This window comes from Pseudomonas sp. NPDC087614 (assembly GCF_044743485.1).
Taxonomy (GTDB): Bacteria; Pseudomonadota; Gammaproteobacteria; order Pseudomonadales; family Pseudomonadaceae; genus Aquipseudomonas; species Aquipseudomonas baetica_A.
In genome coordinates this window covers 32,422-52,078 of sequence record NZ_JBIUWN010000014.1, presented here as the reverse complement: position 1 = coordinate 52,078, position 19,657 = coordinate 32,422, and the positions used below count along the sequence as shown (strand labels likewise).

The window sequence follows — 19,657 nt, the reverse complement described above, 5'->3', positions numbered from 1 at the left end:
TGACCGCATTGCTTCAGCTAGAATGCAATCCAGTGTGGGAGCGGGCTTGCTCGCGAAGGGCGCACCGCCGATTTCGGATCAGGCCATGGCGCCATAACGCTTCATGGCTTCAATCGCCAGACCGCTGCCGATGCTGCCAAAGATATTGCCTTCGACATGTCGCGCATTCGGCAGCATCGCCGAGACGCTGTTGCGCAGCGCCGGAATGCCGCTGGAACCACCGGTGAAGAACACCGTATCCACCTGACCTACCGATACATTGGCGTCGTTCAACAGTTGCGTGACGCTGCCGCGAACCCGTTCCAGTTGCGCGTCGATGGCTGATTCGAACAGGGCACGGGTCAGTTCCACGCTCAGCCCGGCTTCGATGCGATCCAGCGGCACATGCCGGCTGTCGGTATGCGTGAGCTGAATCTTGGTCTCTTCCACTTCCATCGCCAGCCAGTGCCCGGCGCGTTGTTCGATCAGTTTGAACAGGCGATCGATGCCGCCGGTGTCTTCGATGTCGTAGCGCATGCTACCCAGCGCCAGGCTGGATTTTTGCGAGTACACCGAGTTGATCGTGTGCCAGGTCGCCAGGTTCATGTGGTGGCTGGTCGGCATGTAGGCGCCGCTCTTCATGCGGCTGCCGTAGCCGAACAGCGGCATCAGGCCTTGCAGGCTCAGTTGTTTGTCGAAGTCGGTACCGCCTATGTGCACGCCGCCCGTGGCGAGGATGTCGTCGTGACGGTTATCCACACCGCGACGCTCGGGCGACAGACGCACCAGCGAGAAGTCGGACGTACCACCGCCGATGTCGACGATCAGTACCAGCTCTTCTTTCTCGATGGTCGACTCGTAGTCGAAGGCCGCGGCAATGGGTTCGTACTGGAATGACACTTCCTTGAAGCCGATCTTGCGCGCGACTTCTACCAACGTGTCTTCGGCTTCCTGGTCGGCCAGCGGATCGTCATCGACGAAAAACACCGGACGGCCCAGCACCACTTGCTCGAATTCACGACCGGCGGCGGTTTCGGCACGGCTCTTGAGCTGACCGATGAACAGACCGAGCAAATCCTTGAACGGCATCGCGGTGCCCAGGACGCTGGTGTCGTGCTTGATCAACTTGGAGCCGAGCAGGCTCTTGAGCGAGCGCATCAGCCGGCCTTCGTAGCCTTCCAGGTACTCGTGCAGCGCCAGGCGACCGTACACCGGACGGCGCTCCTCAATGTTGAAGAAGACCACTGACGGCAGGGTGATCTTGTCGTCTTCCAGCGCGATCATCGTTTCCATGCCGGGGCGCAGCCAGCCGACGGTGGAGTTGGACGTGCCGAAGTCGATGCCGCAGGCACGGGCTGGAGAGGCGTTGTTCATGTCTTTCGGGTTCCGGTCAAAAAACGGCCGCGCAGTGTATGTCAGTGCGCGGCAGATTCGAAGGCCGGTCATCAGCTATTTCACGACCAGGCTGGGTTGAAAGTCTCAGCTTTGCCCCAAACTTGCTGGCATGGGCCGGCAGACATACCGGCGGTCGCAAGAACCGCCGCCCACTGCCGATAAACTTCTGTTGCGCCACCCGGTCACAAGTTTGAGATCGGTCAACCCGGCACGCGCAAATAGGCGCATGCTGGCATCGGCGCGAAATCGATAACGGATGGTGACTCCTTCAATGGACTTCAAAGACTATTACAAGATACTCGGCGTGGAGCCGACAGCAGACGACAAGGCCATCAAGGCGGCCTATCGCAAGCTGGCGCGCAAATACCACCCCGATGTCAGCAAGGAAAAAGACGCCGAGGCCAAGTTCAAGGATGCCTCGGAAGCCTATGAAGCGCTGAAAAGCGCGGACAAACGCGCCGAATACGACGAACTGCGCCGCTATGGCCAGCACGGACAACCGTTCCAGGGGCCGCCGGGCTGGCAGAGCCGTGGCGGCTTTGGCGGCGGTCAGGACACCGGCGATTTCTCGGACTTCTTCAGTTCGATCTTCGGCAATCGCGGCCCCGGTTTCGGTGGCGGCGAAGGTCGGCAACAACGCAGTACGGGACGCCGAGGGCAAGACGTGGAAATGGAACTGCCGGTTTTCCTTGAAGAGACGCTTTCGAACGAATCCAAGAAAGTCACCTTCCAGGTGCCGCAATACAACGCTAACGGCCAGCACGTCAGCAACACCACCAAGAGCCTGAACGTGAAGATCCCGGCAGGCGTGGCCGACGGCGAGCGCATCCGCCTCAAAGGCCAGGGCGCACCGGGCATCGGTGGCGGGGCGAATGGCGATCTGTACCTGACGATTCGTTTTGCGCCGCACCCCAAGTTCGATGTCGAAGGCGACAACCTGATCATCACGCTGCCACTGGCGCCGTGGGAGCTGGTGCTGGGGGCTGAAGTGGCCGTGCCGACCCTGACCGGCAAGATCAACCTCAAAGTGCCGGCCGGCAGCCAGAACGGTCAGCGCATGCGGGCCAAGGGTCATGGTCTGAAAAACAAGGCTGGCGAGCGCGGTTACCTGTTCGTGCAGCTCAAGGCCGTCATGCCGAAAACCGCAGACGATGAGGTCATCGCGTTGTGGCAGGAACTGGCGAAGAAAGCCGCCTTCAATCCGCGAGAGAACTTCTGAACCCAGCGACGGAGTAGCCCAACATGAGCAGCCCCCTGATCGTTCAACTGGACATGGCAGAATTCTGTGAGGCAGCCGATTTATCGGACGTCTACGTGATCGAAATCGTCGAACACGGCATCCTCGAACCTCAGGGCGCACAGCCCCGGGACTGGCGTTTCACCGACTACGAACTGGCCCTGGCCAAACGCGCCGCCAAGTTGCGGCGCGATCTGGAGCTGGAGTGGGAAGGGGTGGCGCTGGCGCTCGATCTGCTTGAGGAGGTTCGCCAACTGCGGGCCGAGAACCGCATGCTCAAGCAGCGGTTGGGGCGCTTGGTGGTCGAATAGCTTGTCTGATGTCGATCGGTTGTTTGGGCATGGCCCTTCGCGAGCAAGCCCGCTCCCACAATTGGCATGCGGACTTCGGTGCGCAGTGAAATGCGGACTTCTGTGGGAGCGGGCTTGCTCGCGAAGAACGATAACGCGCTAATCCTGACTAAACGTTTCTGGGCAACACCACGCTGAAGCGCGTCCCGTCAGCCTCGTTCGAGCTGACTTCAATGGTCCCGCCATGGGCGCTGACCACTTCCTTGACGATGAACAAACCCAACCCCAGGCTGGTTGACGGCTGACCGAGTTGCTCGTCGGCGCTGCGCACTAACGGGTCGAAAATCGTGCCAATCGCCTCTTCGGGAATCGGCGTACCGTGGTTATGCACTGACACAAGCACGCTGTCGCCTTCGCCCCTGAGGTCGATCGCTACGTCGCGTTGATTCGAACCATGCTGCAAGGCATTGCCGATCAGATTTTGCAGCAACTGATCGATCCGCCCCGCGTCCCACGTTCCGTGAGTGTCGCCGCTGATTTTCAACGTTGGATGGCACTGCGGATTGCCGGCGCGGGCCTCGGCAATCGCTGCCCTTGCAGCGTCGGCCATGTCCATTGGCACTGACTCGATCGGCAGGCTCTTTCCCAGACGACAGCGCACCAGTTCGAGTAAGTCGCTGACCATCGACGCCATGTGCCGGGCGCCACGCTTGATGTTCAGGGCACAGGTCAGCGCATCTCCCTCCAGACTGGTTTTGCGCAAGAGCAATTCGCTGGACATGCTCACCGCTTGCAGCGGCACGCGCAAATCGTGCCCCAGGATGGCGAGAAAAATGTCCCGCGAACGCTCGACCTGCTCGGCGTAGGCTGCAGTCGACTCGGCCAACGCTTGGTCGATGGCTTCGTTGAAACGGATCATGTCCTGGAAGTACACCATCTCCGGCGTCCCCAGACTTTCGACCCAGCGGCGGATCACGCAGGCGCGCAAGTGGCGAAACTCCGAGGTCATCTGCACCAGATCAAAACCGACGGTGTGGCGCAGTTCGCCATGGCTGGAGCCGGCCTGATTGAGGCTGGGGGTTACTTCCAGGCCTTCACCCTTGGCTTTGGCCGCTTGCTCGTCGGGGCTCTGCGGTTTGTTCATGTCCCGTGCGGCGGCCAGCAGGATGGCCTTGGCGTGATCACGCAGCGCGGTCGAGTCCAGATAATCGGCGGCGGGCGTAATGGTGCCTGCGAACTCCTCCCATTCATCGACGATACGATCAACGTGTTGCCTGATGAATTCGGATAGGCGCATGGCAGGTTCCCTTCTGGATTGTTTCGGGATATTAACCTCTTTGTAGCCCCTGCCACAGTACCGTTGATACGTATCGGAAAGTTTCTATTGTACTGATAGTACTGTTTGGTATTGATTCATAAATTTAAACTTCGAAATTGTGAATGATTGGCTGCTATTTGTGAGCTGTTTCTTGATGATTTTTAGTTGTTTTTATCTGCGAGGTATCTGGTATTTTTATCGTGCATGAAAGAGTTGCAGATGATCTTAAGTGCATGCTTTCCGTTTTATAAGATGTTTTGGTTGTGTTGTTTATATAGCGTCGTACATAAGGATATGTACTTGTCTGATACCGGGCGCGGCAGTTACACAGTCAACAAGCAATCATGCAGCACGCTACTCGGTTACCGATGTCGGTCACTGATAAAACCTATTCAAGGACGAATAATTCATGGTACGAAAACCGCCTTCCAAAGGCCCTGCCTCTGTCGATGGGCACACAGGGCCCACGCCACCGTCGGGCGCTGTCTCGCCGCCTCGCGATACGCTACACCGCTTCGATTTCCTTTCTCCTGACATCGCGCCAGCGCGAAATCTGCGCGGTGACGGCACCGCCGCCGGCGTGACGCCTGATACATCTTTGCCAGCATCCACGGTCACGATCAGCGCGGTCACCCCCCCTCCCGACTTCGCCCGGGCGGTGACTCGAAACACTTTGCCAGATTACGCGTTCAGGGCGTCGGTCCAACTGCCGGAGGCCGACGCGCACGGTTTACGGTCAGTCAAGGGACGTGGTTATGCCGAAGTGTCGGGCGGAGATATCGTGCCTGTCGCAACGGATCCGCAAACCGGTCTGTACCGGGCACGACTGGAAAGCGAACGGTTTGCGTCGGGGCCTGCGCTGGAGCGTGATCCTGTCAGTGGGCAATGGGCCGAGCTGAGTGAATTCGGATCGGGTGCCAGCCGATCCGCCAGCCCTCGGATATTCGCATCTGACAAAACCGTGCAACTGAAACTGTCGGCCGCGCACGAAGTGGAATTCAACGGCGCCAAATACTTCGCCGCCCGGTCACCTGACGCGGGAGACGGGCAGCATTACCTGCTGCGGGTACGCGACCCCCAAAAACCGTCCGAGCTGCTCAGCAGCGGGATCATTGCCACTCCCGATGCGGCGGGTACCTGGCATCGTCGAGGTCGCAAGGGCGGAATGAAGGCCGGGCATTCCGATGAAGAGTTCGAATTGGCGCTGGAATCATTGCCGACGCGATCGGATTCTCCCGATGATGTTTTTGAACTGGCGTCGGAGTCGATGCCGATCAAGCCTTATACCCCTGAAGAACTCAGCAGCATGCGCCACTATGTGCGTTATTCGGGCGAGAACAACAAGCTGGGCTCATACAACCGTGCCAACAATGGTAAATATCCGATCAGGGGAATTGATGGCAAACCGATGTATGTCAGAAGCATTGAGCCAGAAGCGTCCATGGCCAGTGGAAACAGATACACCTCGGAGCAGGTTCTGCCCTACCTGAAGGCGGGTGGTTTTGAACAGGTCGCCAGGTTGTATGAGGAAAAACTGCAGTTACGGACCTTTACTGAAGCAGACATTATCGTTCCCGGCGAAAAGGCTCTGATCGGACAATCGATGGTGGTGGCGAACCGGCGCATCGGCAAAGGGGAAATCATTGGGGTATATGGTGGAGATCTTGTACCTGCCGCTCGCCTGTCACTGGCCGAACAAACATTTGCCATGTACGCAACTACCGGCACTTTTATAGAGGATGGCAGGCCACGGGAATTTTCAATCGTTGTGGCGGGCGACAATATTGTTTCCAGAATCAACACCAACTTCGTATTTAACGCGGCCGGCCGGCCACTGCGACAATCGCCGGGAGGGTATAACGTTGAAACCGTTGCTTTTCGCGTTGACGCCGAAGACCGATCCGGGGGAGAGGTGGTTCGCAGAGGATTAGAGCTGAGTACTGTTTTTGCAACCACGGATATTCCGGCGGGTAAGGAACTAAGGTTGAATTATCACTACTCTCGCGAGATGGTCGCTTTGTTGTTTCCGGCTCCATGATGGAATGTTTGTAATCTCATTGCCGATACAACACTGAGCGGGGCGGATTCAAGAGCGTGGCTGATCTGTGGGTGAGTCATCAGTCCCGCCGTAAATCGGGACACCGTCACCTATGCAGGGATCTCGAGTACGGACACGAGTGTCCGTACTCGGGACGCGGGCTCTAAAACAGAAAGTAGCGTTGAGCCATCGGCAGCGTTTCCGCCGGTTCACACCACAGCAGCACACCGTCAGCCTTGACTTGATACGTCTGCGGATCGACATCGATGTTCGGCAGGTAGTCGTTGTGGATCAGGTCGGTTTTCTGCACCTCGCGGCAACCTTTGACCACGGCGATCTTCTTCTTCAAACCCAATGCTTGGGGCAAACCGGCCTCCTGCGCGGCCTGGCTGATGAAGGTCAGGCTGGTGGCGTGCAGCGAACCACCATAACTGGCAAACATCGGGCGGTAGTGCACCGGTTGCGGGGTCGGGATCGAGGCGTTGGCATCGCCCATCAGGCTGGCAGCAATCGCGCCGCCCTTGAGAATCAGCGTCGGTTTGACACCAAAAAACGCCGGACGCCAAAGCACCAGATCGGCCCACTTGCCGACTTCGATCGAACCGACTTCATGGCTGATGCCATGGGTGATCGCCGGGTTGATGGTGTATTTGGCGATGTAGCGTTTGGCGCGGAAGTTGTCGTTGCCTTCGCCATCCTGCGGCAACGGGCCGCGCTGCTTTTTCATCTTGTCGGCGGTTTGCCAGGTGCGGGTGATGACTTCGCCAACACGGCCCATGGCCTGGCTGTCGGAGCTGATCATCGAGAAGGCGCCGAGGTCGTGGAGGATGTCTTCGGCGGCAATCGTCTCGCGGCGGATGCGGCTTTCAGCGAACGCGACGTCTTCGGCGATGCTCGGGTCGAGGTGGTGGCAGACCATCAGCATGTCCAGGTGTTCGTCGATGGTGTTGCGGGTGAACGGCCGGGTCGGGTTGGTCGAACTCGGCAGCACGTTGGCAAACCCGCAGGCCTTGATGATGTCCGGCGCGTGGCCGCCACCGGCACCCTCGGTGTGATAGGTGTGGATGGTGCGGCCCTTGAACGCGCCGAGGGTGGTTTCGACGAAGCCGGATTCGTTGAGGGTGTCGGTGTGGATCGCCACCTGCACATCGTATTGATCGGCAACGCTCAGGCAGTTGTCGATGCTCGCCGGGGTGGTGCCCCAGTCTTCGTGCAGCTTGAGGCCAATGGCGCCGGCCTTGACCTGTTCGATCAACGGCTCCGGCAGGCTGGCGTTGCCCTTGCCGGTGAGGCCGATGTTCATCGCGAAGGCGTCGGCGGCCTGGAGCATGCGCGCCAGATGCCACGGGCCGGAAGTGCAGGTCGTCGCGTTGGTGCCGGTGGCCGGTCCCGTGCCGCCGCCGATCATGGTGGTGACGCCGCTCATCAGCGCCTCTTCGATCTGTTGCGGGCAGATGAAGTGGATGTGCGTGTCAATGCCGCCGGCGGTGAGGATCATGCCTTCGCCAGCGATCACTTCGGTGCCGGCGCCAATGGCCATGGTCACGTTGGGTTGCACGTCCTGGTTGCCGGCCTTGCCGATGGCGGCGATGCGGCCGTCCTTGAGGCCGACGTCGGCTTTGACGATGCCCCAGTGATCAACGATCAGTGCGTTGGTGATCACGGTGTCGACCACCTCGGCGGCCAGCAACTGGCTCTGTCCCTGGCCGTCGCGGATGACTTTGCCGCCGCCGAATTTCACTTCTTCGCCGTAGGTGGTGAAGTCTTTTTCGACCTCGATCCACAGCTCGGTGTCGGCCAGGCGCACCTTGTCGCCGACGGTGGGGCCGAACATGTCGGCGTAGGCTTGACGGGAGATCTTCATTCGTTCGCCTTGAAATTCAGTTGAGTTTGAGACTGTTCGCTGCGCTCACAGATTCGCGAGCGAGCCCGCTCCCACAAGGGAGCGCGGTCCAAATGTGGGAGCGGGCTTGCTCGCGAAGGGGCCAGAGCAGACACCGCATTACTTAGAGATCACCCATCACCCGTCCGGCAAAACCGAACACCCGGCGATGCCCGGCGTAATCCACCAGCTCAACCTCGCGACTCTGTCCCGGCTCGAAGCGCACCGCCGTGCCAGCCGGAATATTCAGGCGCATGCCACGGCTGGCCGCTCGATCAAAGGTCAGGGCGTCATTGGTTTCGAAAAAGTGATAGTGCGAGCCGACCTGAATCGGCCGGTCGCCGCTGTTGGCGACTTTCAGGCTGACCGTGCGGCGGCCGACGTTGAGTTCGATGTCGCCGGGCTGGATCTGGTATTCACCGGGAATCATCACTGGGCTCCTTGCAGAATCTTGTAGTAGAGGGCGGTTGGCCGGTAGGTGCCGTGCGGGTCACAGGCGTAGTCGGGGATTTCACCTGCGCGGATATAGCCAAGCGCCCTGTAGAAGTCTTCGGCTGGAGAGCCGGCTTCGGTGTCGAGGTAAAGCATGCCGCGTTTGTGCCTTGGGGCTTCAAGCTCCAGGGCGCTCATCAATTGCTGGCCAAGGCCACGCCGACGGGCGTGTTCGCGCACGAGCAGCTTCTGCACTTCGGCGCGATTGAGGCCGTTGGCCTTCTGGCACAGTCCCAGTTGCACGCTGGCCTGCACTTGCTCGTCCTTGACCACCACCCAGAGCAACACGCTGCCTTTGTTGATGTTGTCCTGAACCTCATCGAAATAGGCGCGAGCCTGAGCCGCATCGAGGTCGGCCATGAATCCGACACTGGCGCCATAACCCACTGCATCGAGCAGCAGATCGATCAGGCCCTGACGATAGTGGGCAAAGCTTTCAGCATTGACGCGGCGCAGTTGGGCGGCGTTCATCGATGTCACTCCTTGTTGGCGTCAGGCGGCTGCGCGCCAGGGTTGAGGGTGAGCTGCATGAAGGTCAGGTCGAGCCAGCGACCGAACTTGGTGCCGACTTGCGGCATCTGGCCTGTGGTGATGAAACCGGCGCGTTCATGCAGAGCAATCGAGGCAGCGTTGCCAGTTTCGATGGCGGCGACCATGACGTGTTTGCCACAGGCCCGGGCCCGCTCGATCAGCACGCTCATCAGTTGCGGGCCGAGGCCGTTGCCGCGTTGGTCGCTGCGCACATAAACCGAGTGCTCGACGGTATGACGAAAACCGTCGAATGGCCGCCAGTCACCAAAAGAAGCGTAGCCGAGCACCGCGTTGTCGGCGTCGACGATCACCAGAATCGGATAAGCCTGGGCCTGACGGGCGCTGAACCATGCCTGACGGTTGCCGAGGTCGACGGGCGCGTCGTTCCAGATCGCCGTGGTGTTGAGCACCGCGTCGTTGTAAATGTCGCGGATCGCCGGCAGGTCGGCATGCCGCGCATCGCGAATGCTGTAAGTCATGGCCCGGCCTCAGACGATCGGTTGGTGAACAGTGACCAGTTTGGTGCCGTCGGGGAACGTCGCTTCGACCTGGATCTCGGGGATCATCTCCGGGATGCCTTCCATCACTTGTTCGCGGGTCAGCAGGGTGGTGCCGTAGTGCATCAGCTCGGCCACGGTCTGGCCGTCACGGGCGCCTTCGAGCAGCGCGGCGCAGATGTAGGCCATGGCTTCGGGGTAGTTGAGCTTCACACCGCGCGCCAAACGCCGCTCGGCGACGAGGCCTGCGGTGAAGATCAACAGCTTGTCTTTTTCGCGTGGGGTCAGGTCCATTGTGGATATCCATCAGGGCAGATTGAAAAGTTGTCATGCATTTCAGGTGTTCCAGATTCTTGGGGGCAGGGCGTCGCGGCCTAGCAGGGCGGGGCGCAGCAAGCGCCACAAGTCGATCAGCCAGGCGCGGGCCAGCAGTGCCTCGCTCGCCAGGCAACGGGCAACCAGCAATCCCGGCAACTGCGTCAGATCCCCGCGCACGTCATGGCCCAGCGAGCGGCAGTGTTCCAGCCGTTCGGCATCAATCTCACCGGTCACCAGCAACGTGGCAAACACCGGTTGGCCGTCCAGCCCTATCGGCGAATCGAGCAAACCGTCATCGCCGACAATGCGCTGGCGCTCATGCCAGAGCAATCGACCGTCGCGACGAATATCCAGGTGCGATTGAAAATGCCCGAGGTCGAAACGCTCGCCGCTGGCCGGACGACCCAGCGCCACCACGTCCCAGTAGAACAGCCGCGCATCCCCCTCAAGCTCAATCGAGGTGGTCAGCTCGGCCTGTGCTGCGCTGTAGACGATGGTTTCCTGTGGCAGCCATTCCAGCGTTGCTCCGGCAGCGACTTTCAAGTCGAGCTTTTGAAAGGCCGGGCCCGCGGCGCGATACCACTTGGCCGCGCCGGGGCTGGTGATCTGCGCCCAGGCGTGTGGTTCGACGCGAGCGCTGATGTCCAGCCGATCACCGCCGGCAATGCCACCCGGCGGGTGGACGATGATGTGCTGGCAGACCTCGGGGCCTTCGGCATACAGATGCTTCTGCACCCGCAGCGGGCCGAGGTGCCGGCGCTGCACCGGGCGCGTGCAGTCGCCGAAGCGGGCGTACGCCAACTCCAGCTCGGCATGCCAGCTCGGGGTAAACAGGGCAGTCGTTAAAGGTAAATTCATGTTTTCTGATTATCGTCAGGACGCTACAGGTTAGATCGTAACCAGTCCGCGCACACCCTCGGCTTCCATGTTTTCTCCGCGTCCCTGCTGGACAATTTCGCCCCGGGACATCACCAGGTACTGATCGGCCAGTTCAGCGGCGAAATCGTAGAACTGCTCCACCAGCAGAATCGCCATGTCGCCTCGGGCGGCGAGCTTTTTGATCACCGCGCCAATCTCCTTGATCACCGACGGCTGAATACCTTCGGTGGGCTCGTCGAGGATCAGCAAACGCGGGCGGCTGGCCAGGGCTCGACCAATGGCCAACTGTTGTTGCTGACCACCGGACAAGTCGCCGCCGCGCCGCTGCTTCATTTGTAGCAGCACCGGGAACAATTCGTAGATGAAACCTGGCACCTCTTTGGCTTCGCTGCCGGGAAATCGCGACAGCCCCATCAGCAGGTTTTCTTCCACCGTCAGGCGGCCGAAGATTTCCCGGCCCTGCGGCACATAAGCGATCCCGGCGTGCACCCGCTGATGCGGCTTGAACGTGGTGATCGGTTGGCCTTCCCAATTCACTGCGCCTTCCTTGGCCGGCAACAGACCCATCAGGCATTTGAGCAGGGTGGTCTTGCCGACGCCGTTGCGCCCGAGCAGGCAGGTGACTTCCCCGACCTTCACGTCAAAGCTCAGGCCGCGCAGGATGTGGCTACCGCCGTAGTACTGGTGCAGCTTGTCGACTTGCAGCATGTTCAGAGTCTCCTCAAATCCCCTTGTGGGAGCGGGTGTTTGCAGTTCAGCGGCCCAGGTAGACCTCGATCACCCGCTCGTTTTCCTGCACCTGCTCAAGCGACCCTTCGGCCAGCACGCTGCCCTGGTGCAACACCGTGACGTGATCGGCAATCGAGCCGACAAAGCCCATGTCGTGTTCCACCACCATCAGCGAATGCTTGCCTGCCAGCGACTTGAACAGCTCGGCGGTGAACTCGGTTTCAGCGTCGGTCATGCCCGCGACCGGTTCGTCGAGCAGCAGCAGTTGCGGGTCTTGCATCAGCAACATGCCGATTTCCAGAAACTGCTTCTGACCATGAGAGAGCAAGCCCGCCGGGCGATTGACCGAGGCGGTCAGGCGAATGGTCTCCAGCACTTCGCTGATGCGATCCTTCTGCTCGCCACTGAGGCGCGCACGCAAACTGGCCCACACCGACTTGTCGGTTTTTTGCGCCAGTTCGAGGTTTTCGAACACGCTCAGCGCTTCGAACACCGTCGGCTTCTGGAACTTGCGGCCGATGCCGGCCTGGGCGATCTGCACTTCGCTCATCTGCGTCAGGTCCAGGGTTTCGCCGAACCAGGCCTTGCCGTGGCTGGGGCGCGTCTTGCCGGTGATCACGTCCATCAGCGTGGTCTTGCCCGCGCCGTTGGGGCCGATGATGCAGCGTAATTCGCCGACGCCGATGTACAGGTTGAGGTTGTTCAGCGCCCGGAAGCCATCGAAGCTGACGCTGATCTCTTCCAGGGTCAGGATCGTCCCGTGACGCGTGTCGAGCCCCGGGCCAACGCGCTGGCCAAGGCCGATCGAGTCGCGGCTGGTGCCCTCATCCTTGTTGGGCTCCACGGGAAAAAAGGCCGGTTCGAGCATGAATTCAGCACTTGCCGTGACTCTCATTGTTCACCTCGTTTCTTCAGCAGACCAATCACGCCTTTGGGCAAATACAGGGTCACGATGATGAACAGCGCACCGAGGAAGAACAGCCAGTACTCGGGGAACGCCACGGTGAACCAGCTCTTCATGCCGTTGACCACGCCGGCGCCAAGCAACGGCCCGATCAACGTGCCGCGCCCGCCGAGGGCGACCCAGACCGCCGCTTCGATGGAGTTGGTCGGCGACATTTCGCTCGGGTTGATGATCCCCACCTGCGGCACGTACAGCGCACCGGCCAAGCCACACAACACTGCGCTCAACACCCAGACAAACAGCTTGAAGCCACGCGGGTCGTAACCGCAGAACATCAGGCGGTTTTCCGCATCGCGCAGCGCCGTCAGCACTCGGCCGAACTTGCTTTGCGCCAGACGCCAGCCGATAAACAGACTCGCCACCAGCAGCAACACCGTGGCCAGGAACAGCACCGCGCGGGTGCCCGGTTCCGTGATGCCGAAACCGAGAATCGTGCGGAAATTGGTGAAGCCGTTGTTGCCGCCAAACCCGGTCTCGTTACGGAAAAACAGGAGCATGCCGGCGAAGGTCAGGGCCTGGGTCATGATCGAGAAATACACGCCCTTGATCCGCGAACGGAAGGCGAAGAAGCCGAACACCAGTGCCAGCAACCCCGGCGCCAGCACCACCAGGCACAGGGCCCAGACAAAGCTGCTGGTGCCGGCCCAGTACCACGGCAATTCGGTCCACGACAGGAAGGTCATGAACGCTGGCAAATCATCACCGGCGGCCTGACGCATCAGGTACATGCCCATCGCATAACCGCCGAGGGCGAAGAACAAGCCGTGGCCGAGGGACAGCAGACCGGCGTAACCCCAGACCAGATCCAGCGCCAGCGCGACGATGGCGTAGCAGAGGATTTTGCCAACCAGCGTCAGGGTGTACGCCGAGACATGCAGCGCGTTTTCCGGCGACAACAGCGACAGCAAAGGCATTGCGATCAGTAGCGCGAGGATCACCGCGCCAACGGCAATCGTGATTTTCGGGCCAGCCTTTTGCGTGGCCGTGACTAATAGAGGCTGGTTCATCAGTCGATCACCCGTCCTTTGAGTGCGAAGAGGCCTTGCGGACGTTTCTGAATGAACAGAATGATCAGCGCGAGGATCAGGATCTTGCCGAGCACCGCACCGATCTGCGGTTCGAGAATCTTGTTGGTGATACCGAGGCCGAACGCCGCCAGCACGCTACCGGCCAATTGGCCGACGCCGCCGAGCACCACCACCAGAAATGAGTCGATGATGTAGCTTTGGCCGAGGTCCGGGCCGACGTTGCCAATCTGGCTCAGCGCCACACCGCCGAGGCCGGCGATACCGGAACCGAGACCGAAAGCGAGCATGTCGACGCGTCCGGTCGGCACGCCGCAGCAGGCGGCCATGTTGCGGTTCTGGGTGACCGCGCGCACGTTGAGGCCCAGGCGCGTCTTGTTCAGCAGCAGCCAGGTCAGCACCACCACAAACAACGCGAAGGCGATGATGACGATGCGGTTGTACGGCAGCACCAGATTCGGCAGCACCTGAATGCCACCGGACAGCCATGCCGGGTTGGCCACTTCAACGTTCTGTGCGCCGAACAGTAAACGCACAAGCTGAATCAGCATCAGGCTGATGCCCCAGGTGGCGAGCAGGGTTTCCAGCGGTCGGCCATACAAGTGGCGAATCACCGTGCGCTCCAGCGCCATGCCGATGGCGGCGGTGACGAAGAACGCCACCGGCAGGGCGATCAGCGGATAGAACTCGATGGCCTGTGGGGCGTAGCGCTGGAACATCAGTTGCACCACGTAGGTCGAGTAGGCGCCCAGCATCAGCATTTCGCCGTGGGCCATGTTGATCACGCCCAGCAGACCGAAGGTGATCGCCAGGCCCAGCGCCGCGAGCAGCAGGATCGAGCCGAGTGACATGCCGCTGAACGCCTGGCCGAGTATTTCGCCGATCAACAGTTTGCGTTTCACCTGAGCGAGGCTGGTTTGGGCGGCAGTGCGCACGCCGACATCGGTTTCGACACCGGGTTCAAGCAAGCCTTCAAGACGAGTGCGAGCCAGCGGATCGCCGGTTTTACCGAGCAAGCGCACGGCGGCCAGCCGCACGGCCGGGTCAGTGTCGACCAGTTGCAGATTGGCCAGGGCCAGACTCAGGGCGGCGTGGACGCTTTCATCTGTTTCGCCAGCCAGTTGCTGGTCGAGGAATTTCAGCTGCGCGGGTTTAGCGCTTTTCTGCAATTGCTGCGCGCCAGCCAGACGGATTTTGGCGTCGGCGGCGAGCAATTGGTGGCTGGCCAGAGCGGTGTCGATCAGCCCCCGCAGGCGGTTGTTCAGGCGCAGGGTTTTGGCTTGGCCGTCGACGGTCAGTTCGCCTTGTTGCAGGGCGTTGATCAGCTCGATACGGGCCGGTTCGGGCTGCGCGGCCCATTCTTGCAGCAGTTTGGCCTGTTGCATGGGGTTGGCGGCGACGAAGTCTTCGGCGTCGCCGGCATGGGCGGCCATCGGCAGCAGGAGCGCGATGGCGAGCAATAGACGGTAAAGGGCAGTCAGCATGTCATTGGCCTTACGCGGACAATGTGGGAGCGGGCTTGCTCGCGAATACGATGGGTCAGTCACATTGATGTTGGATGTGCCGCCGTCTTCGCGAGCAAGCCCGCTCCCACAGGGAATTGCATCAGGTCCGGGTTTTGTACTCGGGCCCTGACACCCAGTGGCTCAGTTGCTCTTCACCGCATAATCCGGCTTCTTGTCGTTGCCCTCGATAAACGGGCTCCACGGCTGCGCACGGATCGGGCCTTCGGTCTGCCAGACCACGTTGAACTGACCGTCGCTCTGGATCTCGCCGATCATCACCGGTTTGTGCAGGTGGTGATTGGTCTTGTCCATGGTCAGGGTGTAGCCCGACGGTGCGGCAAAAGTCTGGCCGGCGAGGGCTTCGCGGACTTTGTCGACGTCGGTGGACTTGGCTTTCTCCACGGCCTGAGCCCACATGTGGATGCCGACGTAGGTGGCTTCCATCGGGTCATTGGTCACCGCTTTGTCGGCGCCCGGCAGGTTGTGTTTCTTCGCGTAGGCTTTCCAGTCCGCGACGAACTTCTTGTTCACCGGGTTCTCCACCGACTCGAAGTAGTTCCATGCCGCGAGGTTGCCCACCAACGGTTTGGTGTCGATGCCGCGCAACTCTTCTTCGCCCACCGAGAACGCCACCACCGGTACGTCGGTGGCTTTCAGGCCCTGGTTGGCCAGCTCTTTATAGAACGGCACGTTGGAGTCGCCGTTGACCGTGGAAATCACCGCAGTCTTGCCACCGGCCGAGAATTTTTTGATGTTGGCAACGATGGTTTGATAGTCGCTATGACCGAACGGCGTGTAGACCTCTTCGATGTCCTTGTCGGCCACGCCTTTGGAATGCAGGAACGAACGCAGGATCTTGTTGGTGGTGCGCGGGTAGACGTAGTCGGTGCCGAGCAGGAAGAAACGCTTGGCGCTGCCACCTTCTTCGCTCATCAGGTATTCAACCGCCGGGATCGCTTGCTGATTGGGCGCAGCACCGGTGTAGAACACGTTCGGCGACATCTCTTCGCCTTCGTATTGCACCGGGTAGAACAGCAGACCGTTGAGTTCTTCGAACACCGGCAATACCGATTTACGCGACACCGAGGTCCAGCAACCGAACACCACGGCAACCTTGTCCTGGGTCAGCAACTGCCGGCCCTTTTCGGCGAACAACGGCCAGTTCGACGCCGGATCGACGACCACCGGCTCCAGCATCTTGCCGTTGACGCCGCCCTTGGCGTTGATCTCATCGATGGTCATCAGCGCCATGTCTTTGAGCGATGTTTCGGAGATCGCCATGGTGCCGGACAACGAATGCAGAATCCCGACCTTGATGGTCTCGGCGGCCTGGACAGTCCAGGTCATGCCCATCGCGGCAATGGATGCCGTGAGTGTGAAAGCCTTGATCAAACTGCGACGCTTCATTGTGCGATCTCCATGAACGTTAAAGTTTTTTATGGTTGGCAGATGCGGACGACTGAAGGGTGTTTTGCAAGGGCTGTGCCCGGTCGGGGATGGGCAGGAAAATGTCGGTTTAGAGCGCTTGCGCGTGGGTTGGGTGCACCATGAAGGAACGCTCGTGGAGCGTTGGTGCAGGCGGCCGCGCCAGATTGGGGCGCGATCTGGTGGTAAACAAAAATCAAATGTGGGAGCGGCTTGCTCGCGAAAGCGGTCTGTCAGTCAATGCATAAGGTGACTGGCACGACGCCTTCGCGAGCAAGTCCGCTCCCACAGTTTTGAAAGGTGGAGAGTCAGCGACGGCGCATCAGACCGATGAAGAACAGCCCGCCAATGGCAGCGGTCGCGACGCCGATGGGCAGGTCTTCGGGGGCGATCATTGTGCGCGCGGCCACATCGACCCAGATCAGAAACACACTGCCGAGCAACATGCACACCGGCAGCAAGCGCCGATGTTCGGCGCCGACCAGACGCCGCGCAATGTGCGGCACCATCAGCCCGACAAACCCGATGGAGCCGCTGATCGACACCAGCACCCCGGTCATCAACGAGGCGATGACAAACACCCGCAAGCGTACCGAGCGAGCATTCAGGCCGAGGGTCACGGCGGTCTGCTCGCCCGCCATCAACGCGTTCAATGGCCGCGCCATGCCCAGCAGCAAAAACAATCCGAGCAATACGCTGGCCGCGGGCACCGCGAGCAACTCCCAGCGCGCCAGCCCGAGCCCGCCGAGCATCCAGAACATCACCGCTGAACTGGCGCGGTGATCGCCCATGAACAGCAGCAGATTGGCGATCGCCATCATCACGAACGACACCGCCACACCGCACAGCAGCAAGCGATCGCTGTCGAGCCGGCCATGGCGACTGGCAATCGCCACCACCACGAGCATGCTCAGCAACGCGCCAATGAACGCCGCAATCGGCAAGGTCAGCAGGCCGATGATTTCACCGACGTGCAGCACCACAATCACTGCGCCCAACGTCGCTCCGGATGTCACACCGAGCAGATGCGGATCGGCCAGAGGGTTGCGCGTCACCGCTTGCAGCACCGCGCCGATCAGTGCGAGGCCGGCACCGACCAGCGCCCCGAGCAACATGCGCGGGACGCGGATCAGCCAGACGATATGTTCCTGCCCGGCGCTCCAGTTCAGCTCGCCGAAACCGAGCGTCTTGTGCAGGATAATCCGCCACACCACGTCCACCGGCACCCGCGCCGGGCCGAAGCCGAGCGACACCACACACGACACCAGCAACAGGGCGCCGAGGGCCATCAGCAACAGGGCGTAGCGACGGTTGATCATTCGCCGTGGAAACCTTTGGCCAGTGTTTCAACAGCCAGCACGTTGTCGATTCCCGGTGTGGCCTGCACATACGGAATGACGATAAAGCGCTGGTTCTTGATCGCGTCCACCGATTGCAGGGCCTTGTTCTTCAGCAGGAATGCGATCTTTTGATCGGCGGTGATTTCGCTGTAGTCGACGATCACGATGACCTGCGGATTGTGCTCGACCACGGTCTCCCAGTTGACCCGCGTCCAGCTCGCTTCGACGTCATCGAGAATGTTGCGCCCGCCGGCGGCATCAATCAGCGCTTGCGGCATGCCGAGACGGCCGGACGTCATGGCGCGGTCTTCGCCGCTGTCGTAGAGGAACACTCGCGGCTTGTCGGCGGGCAGGTCTTTGCGGATCTCGGCGACCTGATTCTGCATCCCGGCGATCAGTGCATTGGCGCGATCCTGCACGTCGAAAATCTTCCCGAGGTTGCGCAGGTCGTTATAGGTGTCGTCCAGCGTCGCCGCCGGGCGCTTCATCACGAACGCGCAGGACTCGGTCAGCTCATACACATTGATGCCCAGCGGTTGCAGGGTTTGCGGCGTGAGATCGCCGCCCACGCGCATGCCGTAATCCCAGCCAGCGAAGAAGAAATCGACGTTGGCGTTGAGCAGGGTTTCCACCGACGGATATTTCGCGGCCAGCTCCGGCAAACCGTCGAGCAGTGACTGCATCTGGGGCGTCACTGACTTCCAGCCACTGACGCCGCTGTAACCGGCCATCCTCGGTTTGAGGCCAAGGGCGAGCATCATCTGGGTCATGTTGATGTCGTGGCTGACCGCGTGTTTTGGCGCTTCCTTGAACGTCACTTCGCGGTTGCAGCTTTGAACGGTCAGCGGGTATTTCGTGGCCTCGGCCAAGGCTTGGGCACTGCACAGCACAAGAGCGACGCAAAGCAGGGAACGCACAGTCATGGTCGGGTTATCCAGGTGATTCGCGGGTAGTCGTGAAGGGGGTGAGAGTCGATCAATGCCTCGACGCCGAAGACGTCACGCAGCAGTTGGGTGGTGAGGACTTCTTGCGGTGTGCCACTGGCGACGATGCGGCCGTGGTTGATCACGTACAGTCGATCGCAGAACGCGGCGGCCAGGTTCAGGTCGTGGATGCTGGCGAGGGTGCCGATCTGCAGGCGCTTGACCCGTTGCAGCAGCTCAAGCTGATAACGCGGGTCGAGGTGGTTGGTCGGCTCGTCGAGGATCAGCAGTTGCGGTTGCTGGGTCAGGGCGCGGGCAAGGATTACCCGCTGTTTTTCACCGCCCGATAGCGTGGCGAAAGCGTGGTCTTCGAAGCCGTCGAGACCGACGGATTTGAGCGCTTGAGTCGCCAGGTTGCGATCTTCCTGCGTGTCGCCATCGAACAGGCCTTTGTGCGGCGTGCGGCCCATGGCGACCACTTCTTCGACGGTCAGGCCAAAGGCATCGGGGAATTCCTGCAAGACCACGGCGATGCGTTTTGCGCACCAGCGCGAGGATTGCTTCCACACATTGTGGTGATCGAGTCTGACCTCACCGCTTTCCGGCTGACTGAATCGATAGGCGCACCGCAGCAGGCTGGTTTTGCCACTGCCGTTGGGGCCGATCAGCCCGACGAACTCACCGGCGGCCACTCGCAAGGAGGCGTCACGCAGCTGGAACTGGTGATGGCAGTGGCCGTGGCCCAGGGGTGTCCAGGCGAGGTTGGCGATTGTCAGTGAGGTCATCGTCTACTCTGAAATATCGGGTGCTGCTGATGACGCCTTCGCGAGCAAGCCCGCTCCCACAGTGGAACGTATTTCAATGTGGGAGCGGGCTTGCTCGTGAAGGGG

The 19,657-nt window shown here is 60.7% G+C and carries 19 protein-coding genes; 3 read left to right on the top strand and 16 right to left on the bottom strand.

Annotated features, from left to right (window positions below):
- Positions 1 to 78: 78 nt before the first annotated feature.
- Positions 79 to 1,353, bottom strand: coding sequence for an Hsp70 family protein (locus ACIOWA_RS08150; RefSeq protein ID WP_401159205.1), 1,275 nt, complete (start codon positions 1,351 to 1,353; stop codon positions 79 to 81).
- A gap of 292 nt (positions 1,354 to 1,645) precedes the next feature.
- Here ACIOWA_RS08150 and ACIOWA_RS08145 point away from each other — a divergent pair, with 292 nt between their 5' ends.
- Both ACIOWA_RS08145 and ACIOWA_RS08140 read left to right on the top strand, forming a co-directional pair.
- Positions 1,646 to 2,593 (top strand): DnaJ C-terminal domain-containing protein, encoded by a 948-nt coding sequence (locus ACIOWA_RS08145; RefSeq protein ID WP_339431810.1) that lies wholly within the window; start codon positions 1,646 to 1,648, stop codon positions 2,591 to 2,593.
- Between the two features lie 23 nt (positions 2,594 to 2,616).
- Positions 2,617 to 2,922: a chaperone modulator CbpM gene (locus tag ACIOWA_RS08140; RefSeq protein ID WP_339431811.1), complete on the top strand. Its 306-nt coding sequence runs from the start codon at positions 2,617 to 2,619 to the stop codon at positions 2,920 to 2,922.
- A gap of 148 nt (positions 2,923 to 3,070) precedes the next feature.
- Here ACIOWA_RS08140 and ACIOWA_RS08135 read toward each other — a convergent pair whose 3' ends face one another.
- Complete coding sequence (locus ACIOWA_RS08135; RefSeq protein WP_339431812.1) at positions 3,071 to 4,198, bottom strand: HAMP domain-containing sensor histidine kinase; 1,128 nt, start codon at positions 4,196 to 4,198, stop codon at positions 3,071 to 3,073.
- Positions 4,199 to 4,628: 430 nt separating this feature from the next.
- On the opposite strand from ACIOWA_RS08135, the gene ACIOWA_RS08130 reads away from it, so the two are divergent.
- The gene (locus ACIOWA_RS08130; RefSeq protein ID WP_401159202.1) at positions 4,629 to 6,257 is read left to right on the top strand and encodes a hypothetical protein; all 1,629 of its coding nucleotides are present in this window, start codon (positions 4,629 to 4,631) and stop codon (positions 6,255 to 6,257) included.
- A 163-nt stretch (positions 6,258 to 6,420) separates the two neighbouring features.
- Here the strand turns inward: ACIOWA_RS08130 and ureC are convergent, their stop codons facing one another.
- The 14 genes from ureC to ACIOWA_RS08060 form a co-directional block, all read right to left on the bottom strand.
- A complete protein-coding gene (gene ureC, locus ACIOWA_RS08125) occupies positions 6,421 to 8,121 on the bottom strand; it encodes an urease subunit alpha (RefSeq protein ID WP_339431814.1) in 1,701 nt (566 codons plus the stop codon).
- A gap of 142 nt (positions 8,122 to 8,263) precedes the next feature.
- On the bottom strand, positions 8,264 to 8,569 hold the full coding sequence (locus ACIOWA_RS08120; protein ID WP_007915947.1) for an urease subunit beta: 306 nt from the start codon (positions 8,567 to 8,569) through the stop codon (positions 8,264 to 8,266).
- Complete coding sequence (locus ACIOWA_RS08115) at positions 8,569 to 9,102, bottom strand: GNAT family N-acetyltransferase (RefSeq protein ID WP_339431815.1); 534 nt, start codon at positions 9,100 to 9,102, stop codon at positions 8,569 to 8,571. The genes ACIOWA_RS08120 and ACIOWA_RS08115 overlap by 1 nt, the downstream gene beginning before the upstream one ends.
- A 5-nt stretch (positions 9,103 to 9,107) precedes the next feature.
- Positions 9,108 to 9,641 (bottom strand): GNAT family N-acetyltransferase, encoded by a 534-nt coding sequence (locus ACIOWA_RS08110; RefSeq protein WP_401159200.1) that lies wholly within the window; start codon positions 9,639 to 9,641, stop codon positions 9,108 to 9,110.
- A 9-nt stretch (positions 9,642 to 9,650) separates the two neighbouring features.
- Positions 9,651 to 9,953: an urease subunit gamma gene (gene ureA, locus ACIOWA_RS08105; RefSeq protein ID WP_339431817.1), complete on the bottom strand. Its 303-nt coding sequence runs from the start codon at positions 9,951 to 9,953 to the stop codon at positions 9,651 to 9,653.
- A gap of 42 nt (positions 9,954 to 9,995) precedes the next feature.
- Complete coding sequence (locus tag ACIOWA_RS08100) at positions 9,996 to 10,835, bottom strand: urease accessory protein UreD (RefSeq protein ID WP_339431818.1); 840 nt, start codon at positions 10,833 to 10,835, stop codon at positions 9,996 to 9,998.
- A gap of 30 nt (positions 10,836 to 10,865) precedes the next feature.
- A complete protein-coding gene (gene urtE, locus ACIOWA_RS08095) occupies positions 10,866 to 11,564 on the bottom strand; it encodes an urea ABC transporter ATP-binding subunit UrtE (protein ID WP_401159197.1) in 699 nt (232 codons plus the stop codon).
- A 46-nt stretch (positions 11,565 to 11,610) separates the two neighbouring features.
- Positions 11,611 to 12,480 (bottom strand): urea ABC transporter ATP-binding protein UrtD, encoded by an 870-nt coding sequence (gene urtD / locus ACIOWA_RS08090; protein ID WP_401159194.1) that lies wholly within the window; start codon positions 12,478 to 12,480, stop codon positions 11,611 to 11,613.
- A complete protein-coding gene (gene urtC / locus ACIOWA_RS08085) occupies positions 12,477 to 13,556 on the bottom strand; it encodes an urea ABC transporter permease subunit UrtC (protein WP_339431819.1) in 1,080 nt (359 codons plus the stop codon). The genes urtD and urtC overlap by 4 nt, the downstream gene beginning before the upstream one ends.
- A complete protein-coding gene (gene urtB / locus ACIOWA_RS08080; protein WP_401159192.1) occupies positions 13,556 to 15,058 on the bottom strand; it encodes an urea ABC transporter permease subunit UrtB in 1,503 nt (500 codons plus the stop codon). Before urtB ends, urtC begins: the two co-directional genes overlap by 1 nt.
- Positions 15,059 to 15,220: 162 nt before the next feature.
- Positions 15,221 to 16,486 (bottom strand): urea ABC transporter substrate-binding protein, encoded by a 1,266-nt coding sequence (urtA, locus tag ACIOWA_RS08075; RefSeq protein ID WP_339431821.1) that lies wholly within the window; start codon positions 16,484 to 16,486, stop codon positions 15,221 to 15,223.
- 326 nt (positions 16,487 to 16,812) lie between these two features.
- Complete coding sequence (locus tag ACIOWA_RS08070) at positions 16,813 to 17,823, bottom strand: FecCD family ABC transporter permease (RefSeq protein WP_401159189.1); 1,011 nt, start codon at positions 17,821 to 17,823, stop codon at positions 16,813 to 16,815.
- Positions 17,820 to 18,767, bottom strand: coding sequence for an ABC transporter substrate-binding protein (locus tag ACIOWA_RS08065; RefSeq protein ID WP_339464600.1), 948 nt, complete (start codon positions 18,765 to 18,767; stop codon positions 17,820 to 17,822). Before ACIOWA_RS08065 ends, ACIOWA_RS08070 begins: the two co-directional genes overlap by 4 nt.
- Positions 18,764 to 19,552: an ABC transporter ATP-binding protein gene (locus tag ACIOWA_RS08060; protein WP_339431824.1), complete on the bottom strand. Its 789-nt coding sequence runs from the start codon at positions 19,550 to 19,552 to the stop codon at positions 18,764 to 18,766. Before ACIOWA_RS08060 ends, ACIOWA_RS08065 begins: the two co-directional genes overlap by 4 nt.
- Between the last annotated feature and the right edge of the window lie 105 nt (positions 19,553 to 19,657).